This is a genomic window from Aeromonas sp. (assembly GCF_051657805.1).
GTDB lineage: Bacteria > Pseudomonadota > Gammaproteobacteria > Enterobacterales > Aeromonadaceae > Aeromonas.
Map to the genome: position 1 here is coordinate 185,467 of NZ_JBOFLJ010000063.1, position 11,815 is coordinate 197,281.

The 11,815-nt window shown below is 61.0% G+C and carries 10 protein-coding genes; 7 read left to right on the forward strand and 3 right to left on the reverse strand.

Annotated elements, in window-relative coordinates:
* Positions 1-42 precede the first annotated feature (42 nt).
* The 6 genes from thiL (at position 43) to ACRCYW_RS21050 (ending at position 7,578) form a co-directional block, all read left to right on the forward strand.
* Entirely contained in the window at positions 43-1,002 is a 960-nt protein-coding gene (thiL, locus tag ACRCYW_RS21025; protein ID WP_438551923.1) for a thiamine-phosphate kinase, read from the forward strand.
* Between the two features lie 55 nt (positions 1,003-1,057).
* Entirely contained in the window at positions 1,058-1,540 is a 483-nt protein-coding gene (locus ACRCYW_RS21030; RefSeq protein ID WP_438552056.1) for a phosphatidylglycerophosphatase A family protein, read from the forward strand.
* Positions 1,541-2,199: 659 nt separating this feature from the next.
* Positions 2,200-3,924: a dipeptide ABC transporter ATP-binding protein gene (locus ACRCYW_RS21035; protein WP_438551924.1), complete on the forward strand. Its 1,725-nt coding sequence runs from the start codon at positions 2,200-2,202 to the stop codon at positions 3,922-3,924.
* Positions 3,925-4,006: 82 nt separating this feature from the next.
* A complete protein-coding gene (locus ACRCYW_RS21040) occupies positions 4,007-5,563 on the forward strand; it encodes an ABC transporter substrate-binding protein (protein WP_438551925.1) in 1,557 nt (518 codons plus the stop codon).
* 96 nt (positions 5,564-5,659) lie between these two features.
* Positions 5,660-6,634 (forward strand): ABC transporter permease, encoded by a 975-nt coding sequence (locus ACRCYW_RS21045; protein ID WP_438551926.1) that lies wholly within the window; start codon positions 5,660-5,662, stop codon positions 6,632-6,634.
* A 2-nt stretch (positions 6,635-6,636) separates the two neighbouring features.
* Entirely contained in the window at positions 6,637-7,578 is a 942-nt protein-coding gene (locus ACRCYW_RS21050; protein WP_438551927.1) for an ABC transporter permease, read from the forward strand.
* 207 nt (positions 7,579-7,785) lie between these two features.
* Here the strand turns inward: ACRCYW_RS21050 and dxs are convergent, their stop codons facing one another.
* The 3 genes from dxs to xseB are packed head-to-tail and all read right to left on the reverse strand — an operon-like array spanning position 7,786 to position 10,815.
* On the reverse strand, positions 7,786-9,651 hold the full coding sequence (gene dxs, locus ACRCYW_RS21055) for a 1-deoxy-D-xylulose-5-phosphate synthase (RefSeq protein WP_438551928.1): 1,866 nt from the start codon (positions 9,649-9,651) through the stop codon (positions 7,786-7,788).
* A gap of 21 nt (positions 9,652-9,672) precedes the next feature.
* Positions 9,673-10,563 (reverse strand): (2E,6E)-farnesyl diphosphate synthase, encoded by an 891-nt coding sequence (ispA, locus tag ACRCYW_RS21060; protein ID WP_438551929.1) that lies wholly within the window; start codon positions 10,561-10,563, stop codon positions 9,673-9,675.
* Positions 10,564-10,815, reverse strand: coding sequence for an exodeoxyribonuclease VII small subunit (gene xseB, locus ACRCYW_RS21065; RefSeq protein WP_438551930.1), 252 nt, complete (start codon positions 10,813-10,815; stop codon positions 10,564-10,566).
* A gap of 234 nt (positions 10,816-11,049) precedes the next feature.
* Here xseB and pomA point away from each other — a divergent pair, with 234 nt between their 5' ends.
* Positions 11,050-11,808 carry a flagellar motor protein PomA gene (gene pomA, locus ACRCYW_RS21070; RefSeq protein WP_438551931.1) on the forward strand — a complete coding sequence of 253 codons (759 nt, stop codon included), beginning with the start codon at positions 11,050-11,052 and terminating at the stop codon, positions 11,806-11,808.
* The last annotated feature ends 7 nt before the right edge of the window (positions 11,809-11,815 follow it).

Genomic DNA, 11,815 nt, shown 5'->3' on the forward strand with positions numbered 1-11,815 from the left:
GCCTTAAGAGAGGAGCCAGCCTAACCGCTGGCTTTTTACTGTATGGGTGAATTTGAGCTGATTGAGAAGTACTTCAAGGTCCCCCACGCCCGCAAGGACGTGGTGCTGGGCCCGGGAGATGATTGCGCCCTGCTGACCCTGCCGGCGGATACCCAGCTGGCGGTGAGCACGGATACCCTGGTGAGCGGCGTCCACTTTTTCCCCGACATGGATCCGGTGGATCTCGGCTACAAGGCGTTGGCGGTCAACCTGTCCGATCTCGCCGCCATGGGGGCAGAGCCACGCTGGGTCTCCATGGCCCTGACCCTGCCCGCCATCAACGAGGCCTGGGTAGCCGGCTTCGCCGAGGGTTTCCTCGAGCTCGCCGAGTACTACAACGTGGCCCTGGTGGGGGGCGACATGACCCGTGGCCCCCTCTCCATCACCGTCTCGGTGAAGGGATCCGTGCCCACCGGCCGCGCCCTGCTGCGCAGCGGCGCCAAGGCGGGAGATGGCATCTATGTGACCGGCACCCTGGGGGATGCGGCCCTGGCGCTCTCCCACCTGCTCGGCAAGCGGGTATTGAACGAGAACCAGCTGGCGGCCGTGCTGCCCAGGCTCGATCATCCCCATCCCCGTATCCTGGCGGGACAGGCCCTGCGCGGGCTGGCGAGCAGTGCGCTGGATCTCTCCGACGGCCTGGCCTCGGATCTCGGCCATATCCTCAAGGCCTCCGGCGTCTGCGCCCAGATCGATCTCAATCTGTTGCCGCTCTCGCCTGTGCTGCAGGATGCGGTCTCCGCCGAGGCGGCTTGGCAACTGGCACTGGCGGGCGGCGATGACTACGAACTCTGCTTCACCGTGCCCCAGGAGCATCACGGCGCCCTGGACACGGCGCTCGCGAACTGCGGCGTCAAGTTCACCCGCATCGGCCGTATCCTGGCCGGGGAGCCCGGCATCGATTATCTGCTGGATGAACAGCCGGTAGCGCTTGAGCTCAAGGGATGGGATCACTTCGCATGATGGCCTGGAACCGCGGCTGCGAGCTAAAACCGACAGATTGGAATCAACAAGGATGATGATAAAACCCGAGCTGAAGCAGCTGAATCTCAAGAACCCGCGCCACCTGCTGGCGGTGGGGTTTGGGGTCGGCCTCTCCCCCTGGGCACCGGGCACCATGGGCACCATAGTCGCCATTCCGCTCTATCTGCTGGTGAGCGGCCTCTCTACCCCCTGGTTTGTCGCCCTGCTGGTGCTGGGCTTCCTGGTGGGGATCTGGCTCTGCCAGGGGGCGACCGACGCCATCGGCATGCCGGATCACGGCGCCATCGTCTGGGACGAGGTGATCGGCTTCGGGGTCACCATGATAGCGGCCCCGGCCGGCTGGGAGTGGGTGCTGGCCGGCTTCGTGCTGTTCCGGCTGTTCGACGTGCTCAAGCCCTGGCCCATCTCCTGGTTCGATCGCCGCATCCATGGGGGGCTCGGCATCATGCTGGACGACCTCATCGCGGGCCTGTTCGCGCTGATCTGCATGCAACTGCTGGCAGGCTGGCTGAGCTGACGGGCCAGCCCAGTTGGGATTGGTGCATCCTTCTGGCGACAACCCAAGGCTGTCGGTGCAGACCAGAGATACCTTGGACAAGCACTCAGGCCCGGCATTTGCCGGGCCTGAGTCGTTTTGTATGCAATCCCCTCCGTTACCTTTCACTGCGCTCCCCGGGTCTCGGTGGAAGATGCTGCCTTGACCCTATTTATCGCTGCTTATTTTTCCTTCATCCATATATGCTGTCGTTAAAAAATCATTTCACATAAATATTCACTACTCATTCGAGGCTTGATAGTCTGGATGGAATAGTGAATATGATTGGTTGTTATGGTTTTGTTGAAACTAAAGCGATGTTAACTCTGGTATTGCCGTCACAACATCTGATAGTGTGATGTTTATCGACATTTTATGCCTATGATGAGAGCGTTATCTGCGCAAAGTATTGCGAAATTGTATAACAGGATCATTTACACCCGCGGGCAAACCGACTAACTTACTCGCGGGTTATTCCAAAAAAATGCAAAAAACCCGCCCGGATCGCTGGTTTGATGGCCTCATGGATTGAGCGTTTCTCATTCAAAACAAACACTCAAGATAGCTACCAAGGCACCTCCAGCATCTGCGCTGATTTACGGACGAATTATTTGGGACGGATGTCCCCCGCAGAGGTAAACATGTCCTTGCTCGAAGTGAAAAACTTGCGGATCGAGTACCCCTCCCGCTACGGGGTGCTGGCCGCGGTGAAGGATCTCTCTTTTTCCGTTGAAAAGGGGGAGATCGTCGGTGTGGTCGGCGAGTCAGGTGCCGGCAAATCCACCATAGGCAATGCCGTCATCGACCTGTTGAGTCCGCCCGGCCGCATCGCCCGTGGTGACATCTATCTCAACGGTGAACTCATCTCCGGCAAGAGCCAGAACGAGATGCGAGCCATCCGCGGCTCTCGCATCGGTTTCATCTTCCAGGATCCCATGACCTCCCTCAACCCGCTGTTCACCGTCGAACAACAGCTGGTGGAGACCATATTGGCCAATACCGACCTCGCTCGCGAGGCGGCCTTCGCCAAGGCCCTCGAACTGATGGCCGCGGTCGGGATCCCGCAACCGGAAGTGCGCATAAAGCAGTATCCCCATCAGTTCTCCGGTGGCATGCGCCAGCGGGTGGTCATCGCCATCGCCCTCTCCGGCGATCCCGAGCTCATCATCGCCGATGAGCCGACCACGGCGCTGGACGTCTCCATTCAGGACCAGATCCTGCAGCTCATCCGCACCCTGTGCAAGGAGCGTCAGGTGGGTTGCATGCTGGTGACCCACGACATGGGCGTGGTCTCCAACGTCACCGACAAGGTGGCGGTCATGTATCGCGGGGATCTGGTGGAGTTCGGTACCACCGAGCAGGTGCTGGGTGCCCCGAACCATCCCTATACCCGCAGCCTCATCTCGGCGGTGCCCCGCTCGGATGTGAAGCTGGTGCGCTTCCCCCTGGTCTCCTACATCGAAGAGGCGGGCGCGGCGGATACCAGCATCGATCTCAAGACTCACTGGCTCGGCCAGAGTCAGGACGAGCGCAGCTATGAGGGGGCTCTGCTGCGGGTGGAGAACGTGGATCTCAAGTTCGTCACCAAGAACTCCATCTTCCCGAGCCGCCGCCAGTTCGTGCACGCCTGCAACAACATCAACTTCGAGATCTTCGAGGGCGAGACTTTCGGCCTGGTGGGGGAGTCCGGCTCCGGCAAGTCCACCATAGCCCGCGCCATCACAGGCCTCTATCCGCCCGATGCGGGCAAGATAGTGTTCGAGGGCATCGATCTCACCGCCCTCAAGGGGGAGCATGCCCGTCGCCCCCTGCGTCGCCAGATGCAGATGGTGTTCCAGAACCCGTACTCCTCCATGAACCCGCGCATGAAGGTGCGCGACATCATCGCAGAGCCGATCCGCTTTCATAAGCTGGCGGACAGCGAGGGCCAGATCGAGGGCATCGTCAGCGACCTGCTGGATCACGTGGGCCTGGGCCGGGGAGCCGGGGTCAAGTACCCCCACGAGTTCTCCGGCGGTCAGCGCCAGCGCATCTCCATCGCCCGCGCCCTGGCGACCCGGCCGCGCTTCCTCATCTGCGACGAGCCCACCTCGGCACTGGATGTGTCGGTGCAGGCCCAGATCCTCAACCTGCTCAAGGACCTGCAGCAGGAGCTCGGGCTCACCATGCTGTTCATCAGCCACGATCTGCCGGTCATCCGCCAGATGTGCGATCGCATCGGGGTGATGCGCCACGGTCATCTGGTGGAAGTGGCGGAGACCGAGAAACTCTTTACCAATGCCGAACATGAGTACAGTCGCAAGCTGATCTCGCTCATGCCGGAGTTTAAGGGAATGTCCCGCGAGGGGCTGGAGATCGCAAGCTAGGAAAGCCGAGTCAGGAAAAAGGCTTCGCCGATCTGTTTGTCAAAAAAAGTGTCAATAAAAAGCCAAAAGCATGGAGAAAGACATGAAGAAAGGATTATCCAAGATCGCCATGGCGCTGTTCGCCGCTGGCCTCGCGTTCAACGTCTCTGCCGCCGACATCAAGGTAGCCGTCGCCTCCGACGCCACCTCGCTGGATCCGCAGGAGCAGCTCTCCGGTCAGACCCTGGAGATGTCTCACCTGGTGTTCGATCCCCTGATGCGTTACACCCAGGATCTGCAATTCGAGCCGCGTCTGGCCGAGAAGTATGAGCGTATCGACGACAAGACTGTGCGTTTCCACCTGCGCAAGGGCGTCAAGTTCCACTCCGGCAACGACTTCACCGCCGACGACGTGGTCTGGACCGTCAACCGTCTGAAGAGCTCCCCGGACTTCAAGGCGATCTTCGACCCCATCGCCGAAGCGAAGAAGGTGGATGACTTCACCGTCGACTTCATCACCGCCAAGCCGTTCCCGCTGGTGCTGCAGACCGTCACCTACGTCTTCCCGATGGACTCCAAGTTCTACACCGGCAAGAGCGATGCGGGCAAAGACAAGGCCGAGATCGTCAAGAATGGCGACTCCTACGCCTCCACCCACGTCTCCGGTACCGGTCCGTTCAGCGTCAAGTTCCGCGAGCAGGGCGTGAAGCTGGAATACGTGCGCAACGCCAACTACTGGGACAAGGCCTCCAAGGGCAACGTCCAGAATCTGACCGTGGTGCCGATCAAGGAAGACGCGACCCGCGTAGCCGCCCTGCTGGGTGGTGACGTGGACATGATCTACCCGGTTGCCCCGAACGATCTGGAGCGCGTGAAGAACGGCAAGGATTCCCAGTTGGTGACCCTGTCCGGTACCCGCGCCATCATCATCGAGCTGAACCAGAACACCAACCCGGCGCTGAAAGACAAGCGCGTGCGTCAGGCGATCAACTACGCCATCAACCAGGTGGGTATCGTCGACAAGATCAACAAAGGCTTCGGCACCCCGGCCGGCCAGCTGAGCCCGAAAGGCTATGCCGGCTACAACGAGGCCCTCAAGCCCCAGTATGACTTGGCCAAGGCCAAGGAGCTGATGAAGGAAGCCGGTTACGAGAATGGCTTCAAGATGACCTTCATCTCCCCGGCTGCCCGCTACGTCAACGACGTCAAGATCGCCCAGGCCGTCTCCGCCATGCTGTCCAAGATCAACATCAAGGTGGATCTGAAGACCATGCCGGTGGCCCAGTACTGGCCGGAGTTTGACAAGTGCGCCTCCGACATGCAGCTGATCGGCTGGCACGCGGATACCGAAGATACCGCGAACTTCTTCGAGTTCCTGACCTTCACCAAGGATGCCAAGACCGGCATGGGCCAGTACAACTGCGGCGGTTATGCCAACGCGGAAGCTGACAAGATGGTGATGGAAGCGAACACCGAGACCGATCCGGCCAAGCGTGCCGCCATCCTGCAGAAGGTGGAAGCCATGCTGATCGACGACGCCGCCTATGTGCCGCTGCACTGGGAAGACCTGGCCTACGGTGCCAAGAAGAACGTCGACATCAAGCCCATCGTCAACGTGATGAACTTCCCTTACCTGGGTGACCTGGTGGTCAACAAGTAAGAGAGTCTCAAGGAAGGACCTGGCGGGGGCAGCCTGTGGTGCCCCCGCCATTAACAGAAGCCTGTGCCAAGACACAGGCCACGTAGAAGGACAAGCATGTTTACATTCCTGCTGAAACGGTTCTATCAGGCCGTGATAGTGATGTTCGTCATCAGCCTGGTCGCCTTCTCCATCCAGGACAACCTGGGGGATCCGCTGCGCGAGCTGGTGGGACAATCCGTCTCCGAGTCCGTGCGCCAGGAGCTGCGCGACAAGATGGGCCTCAACGATCCCTTTTTGGTGAAATACAGCCGCTTCCTGAAGAATGCGGTGCACGGGGATCTGGGGACTTCCTACTTCTTCAAGCGACCGGCTCTCGAGGTGATCCTCGACAAGCTGGTGGCTACCCTTGAACTGGTGTTTGCCGCCGCCATCATCATCGTCGTCGTCTCCATTCCGCTGGGGGTTTATTCGGCGATCAGACCGCGCAGCGTCCTGACCAAGTTCATCATGGCGGTCAGCAGCATCGGCATCTCGATCCCGGTCTTCCTGACGGCCATCATGCTGATGTATCTGTTCTCCATCCAGCTCGGCTGGCTGCCTGCCTATGGCCGCGGCGAGACTTACAACCTGCTGGGCTGGGAGTCGGGCTTCTTTACCTGGGATGGCATCAAGCACCTGATCCTGCCCGCGGTATCGCTCTCCTCCATCATGCTGCCGCTGTTCATCCGGCTGGTGCGCTCCGAGATGCTGGAGCAGCTCTCCTCCGAGTACGTCAAGTTTGCCCGCGCCAAGGGGCTGGACAACAACAAGGTCTACTACCAGCACGCCCTGAAAAACACCATGCTGCCGGTGATCACCGTCGGCGGCGTGCAGATCGGGACCATGGTGGCCTACACCATTTTGACCGAGAGCGTGTTCCAGTGGCCGGGTACCGGCTTCCTGTTCCTCGAGGCAATCCACCGGGTCGATACCCCGCTCATCACCGCCTACGTCATCTTCGTTGGCCTGATCTTCGTGGTGACCAATACCCTGGTCGACCTGCTCTACGGGTTCATCAACCCTACCGTTAACTTGACCGCCAAGGGGTAAGCATGAGTAACGCAGTGACTGCAAGCCCAAGCCGTTGGGCTCGTATCAAGAACTCTGACATCGTCTACTACTTCCTGCGGGACAAGGTAGCCATGTTCAGCTTCGCCGTGTTCGTGGTGTTCGTGCTGGCGGCGCTGCTGGCGCCCTGGCTGGCACCCCACAACGTCTACGATCTGACCAGCTTCGATCTGATGGACGCCGAGCTGCCACCCTCCTGGCTGGAAGGGGGGGAGGAGCGCTTCTGGCTCGGCACCGACAACCAGGGCCGGGATATCTGGAGCACCATCCTGTATGGTGCCCGCATCTCCCTGACCATAGGCCTGTTCGCGGTGGCGCTGCAGCTGCTGCTCGGCATCGTCATCGGTCTGCTGGCGGGTTACTTCGGTGGCCGCATCGACAACCTGCTGATGCGTTTCGCCGACGTGCAGCTCTCCTTCTCCACCATGATGGTGGCCATCATCATCTCCGCCATCTTCCAGGCGACCTTTGGCTCTGAGTTCTACTCCAAGTTCGCCATCCTGATGCTGGTGGTGATCATCGGCATCGCCGAATGGCCCCAATATGCTCGGACCGTGCGCGCCTCGGTGCTGGCGGAGAAGAAGAAGGAGTATGTGGAAGCGGCTCAGGTGATGGGATTCCGTGCCCCGCGCATCATGTTCCGCCACATACTGCCGAACTGCCTGTCCCCCATCCTGGTCATCTCCACCGTGCAGGTGGCGAACGCCATCATGAGTGAGGCGGCGCTCTCCTTCCTCGGCCTCGGCATGCCGGTGGATCAGCCGTCCCTCGGGTCCCTCATCAGCGTGGGTTTCAACTACATCTTCTCCGGCTCCTGGTGGATCACCGCCTTCCCGGGGATCTGTCTGGTGGTGCTGGTGCTGGTGATCAACCTGCTCGGCGACTGGCTGCGTGATGTGTTCAATCCCAAGATCTACAAGGGCTGATAAACCTATCCACGAACTTGCTGCGAGGCCGTGATCAAGGCTCATGTGCTGCTCGGAATCCTCACGTATACCTATACGCTCCGGTTCCTGCGCTGCTCTTCACCTTGTTGACGGCCTTCTCGCGACAGTTCGTGAACAGGTTTGGCCTGGTACAGTGAATAACAAAAAGGGCGCCATAAGGCGCCCTTTTTCTTTGTCGGATGATGGTCAGGCTTGCTGCCAAGCCTGGATGCTGGCGAGAATACCCGCGCCGTCGAGCCCCAGCAGGGCGTAGATCTCGTCCTGGGTACCCTGCTCGATAAAGCGGTCGGGCAAGCCAAGATTCAGCACCGGCTTGCACTGCTTGGCACGCATCAGCAGCTCGTTCACCGCAGAGCCGGCGCCGCCCATGATGGCGTTATCTTCCAGGGTGACTAACTGGTCGTGAGTGGCGGCAAGGGACAGCACCAGTGCCTCGTCCATGGGTTTGACGAAGCGCATGTCCACCAGGGTGGCGTCCAGCGCCTCGGCGGCGGCCCTGGCCTGGTGCAGCAGGGTGCCAAACGCCAGGATGGCGAGGCCCTTGCCCTCACGGACGACACGGCCTTTGCCAATCTCCAGCTCCGTCATTTCACTCTGGATCTCGGTACCGCAGCCGCTGCCGCGAGGATAGCGCACCGCCGCAGGCCGATTGCACTGATAGCCGGTGTAGAGCATCTGGCGACACTCGTTCTCATCGGATGGCGTCATCACCACCATGTTCGGCACTGTGCGCAAGAAGCTGATGTCGAAGGCCCCCTGGTGGGTGGGGCCGTCGGCTCCCACCAGACCGGCCCGGTCGATGGCGAACAGTACCGGCAGTTCTTGCAGGGCCACATCGTGGATCAGCTGATCGTAGGCGCGCTGCAGGAAGCTGGAATAGATGGCCACCACGGGTTTCTGATCGGCGATGGCGAGACCGGCGGCGAAGGTGACCGCATGCTGCTCGGCGATGGCCACGTCGAAATAGCGGTCCGGGTACTGCTGGCTGAACTTGACCAGGCCAGATCCCTCGCGCATGGCGGGGGTGATGCCGACCAGCTTTTCGTCTTTCACCGCCATGTCGCACAGCCACTGGCCGAAGATGGCGGAGAAGGTCGGCTTGCCGCCGCCGCTCTTGGGCAGGATGCAGTCGTCCGGGTTGAACTTGGGCACGGCGTGGTAACCGATGGGATCCTTCTCGGCGGGCTCGTAACCCTTGCCCTTCTTGGTCTTGACGTGCAGCAGCTGGGGGCCCTTGAGGTTGCGCATGTTGCGCAGGGTCTCGACCAAAGCACCGATGTCATGGCCGTCGATGGGGCCTATGTAGTTGAAGCCGAACTCCTCGAACAGAGTGCCGGGCACCACCATGCCTTTCAAGTGTTCTTCTGCCCGCTTGGCCAGCTCCTTGACCGGGGGAACCCCGGCCAGCACCTTCTTGCCACCCTCGCGGATAGTGGTGTAGAGCTTGCCGGACATCAGCCTGGCCAGGTGGTTGTTCAGCGCCCCGACGTTTTCGGAGATGGACATCTCATTGTCATTGAGCACCACCAGCATGTCCTTGTGGACGTCGCCGGCGTGGTTGAGGGCCTCGAACGCCATGCCGGCGGTGATGGCGCCATCGCCGATGACGGCGACCACCTTGCGGCCCAGCCCCTCGTGCTCGGCGGCGACCGCCATGCCGAGGGCCGCCCCGATGGAGGTGCTGGAGTGACCGACGGAGAGCACGTCATATTCGCTCTCGCCGCGCCAAGGGAAGGGGTGCAGGCCATCCTTCTGGCGGATGGTGTGAATGCGATCGCGCCGACCGGTCAGGATCTTGTGGGGATAGGCCTGATGGCCCACGTCCCACACCAGTCGATCGAAGGGGGTATTGTAGACGTAGTGCAGGGCCACCGTCAGCTCGACGGTGCCAAGGCCCGAGGCGAAGTGACCGCTGGAGCGGCTCACCGAGCGCAGCAGGTACTCACGCAGCTCGTTGCACAGCACGGGCAGACGCTCTTTGGGCAGGGATCGCAATTCGACCGGCGTGTCCGCGAGGGCCAGGTTGGGGTATTCGCTTATATCAACGCTCATCTTGTTACTGTTATCCAGCGTTTAGTGGGTTCGCTCGATGATGTAATCGGCAAACGCTTCCAGAATGTCGGTATTGTAGGGCAAGGATTGCAGGGCTGTTAAGGCCTTGTCATGCAGTTCGCGAGCCAGCTCACGGGCATTGTCGAGTCCGAGCAGGGCGGGATAGGTGCTCTTTTCCAGCGCCAGATCCGAGCCTTGCGGCTTGCCGAGGGTCTCGGTATCGCCTGTGATGTCGAGGATGTCGTCCTGCACCTGGAAGGCGAGGCCGATGGCGGCGGCATAGGTTTGCAGGGCCGCCAGGGTCTGTGGCGCGACATCCTCCTTGCAGAGGGCGCCCAGGGTGACGGCACACTCGATGAGGGCCCCCGTCTTGTGACGATGCACCTGTTCGAGTTCGGCGAGGCTGATCCGGCGGCTCTCGGCCTCCAGATCCAGCGCCTGGCCGCCGCACATGCCCAGATATCCCGAGGCGCGGGCTAGCGTGCTCAGCATCCGTACCCGGTTGGCCAGCAGCACCTCGGGGAGGGGGTGATCGGCCAGGATGGAAAACGCCAGGGTCTGCAGGGCATCCCCGGCCAGGATGGCGGTGCCCTCATCGAAGGCCTTGTGCACCGTCGGCTGGCCGCGACGGAGATCGTCGTCGTCCATGGCGGGCAGGTCGTCGTGCAGCAGGGAGTAGGCGTGGATGCACTCCACCGCGGCCGCCGGGCCGTCGAGATACTCGCTCTTCACCCCCAGCATCTCGCCCACGGCGTAGACCAGAAAGGGGCGTACCCGTTTGCCACCGAGCAGCAGGCCGTATTTCATGGCATCCCGCAGGCGGGGCGCCATGGGGGGCAGGGCATCCAGCTGCGCCGTCAGACAGTCGTCGATGCGGCGACGGTGCAGGCGGGTGAAATCGTCCAGCGTCACTCACTCCTCTCCTTGTTCAGGGGAAAAGGGGACCGCCTGCTCGCTGCCGTCGGCCTGGGTCAGCAGGATCTGGATCTTCTGTTCGGCCTGCTCCAGCTTCTGCTGGCCGGCCCGCACCAGGTGGATACCCTGTTCGAACTGCTTGAGTGCCTCCTCGAGGGGGAGCGAACCCTGTTCGAGCTGATGCACTATGGTCTCCAGCTCTTCCAGGGTGGCATCAAAACTCAGACGGTCGATTTTTTTACTGGCCATGTCCATCCTCGGGGATTGAAAAAAACGGCTCATCTTAACATCGACCGGCCACAGGGGGGAGGCAGAAAAGCGCACCGTGCTCAAACTATCGCGGCTTTGGCCGATAAGGCGGGACTGGCAGCCAGGGATTGCCTGGCGCAGATTGCCTCGTGCCGGGCTTGCTGCCCGCGGCGCAATAGCAGAAAATTCAACGCAGTATAAATAGAAGGCAAGTTCGGTGACAGGAGTAGGGATGTGGATTTAGGCAGTCTGATAGGCATAGTGCTGGGCTTTGGTGTCGTTGTTTATGGCATGTTGTTGGGCGGTCCGGTGACCATGTATGTGGATATGCCGTCGGTCTATATCACCATATTGGGGTCCCTGTTCATCTGCATGATGAAGTTCAACCTCAGCCAGTTCTTCATGGCGTTCAAGGTGGCGGGCAAGGCCTTCATGTACAAGGGGGACAAGCTCGACGATCTCATCGCCAAGGCGGTCGAGCTGGCGGATGCCGCGCGCAAGGGCGGCTTCCTGGCCCTGGAGGCGGCGGAGATCCCCAATACCTTCATGAAGAAGGGCATCGACATGCTGGTGGATGGCCACGACGCCGATGTGGTGCGGGCCGTGATGGAGAAGGACATCGATCTGACGGCGGAGCGCCATGTCATCGCCATCAAGGTGTTCCGCTCCCTCGGGGATCTCGGCCCGGCCATGGGCATGATAGGCACCCTGGTGGGGCTGGTGGCCATGCTGGCGAACATGAGCGATCCCAAGTCCATCGGTCCGGCCATGGCGGTGGCCCTGCTGACCACCCTCTATGGCGCCATCGAGGCGAACATGATCGCCATCCCCATCGCCGACAAGCTGGAACTGCGCAGCGGCGAGGAGCGCCTGAGCCGTACCCTGATCCTGGACGCCATCATGGGGATCCAGGATGGCCAGAACCCTCGCGTCATCCAGGCCATGCTGCAGAACTACCTGCACCAGTCCAAACGCAATAACGGGATGGAGTAGGAGTCGC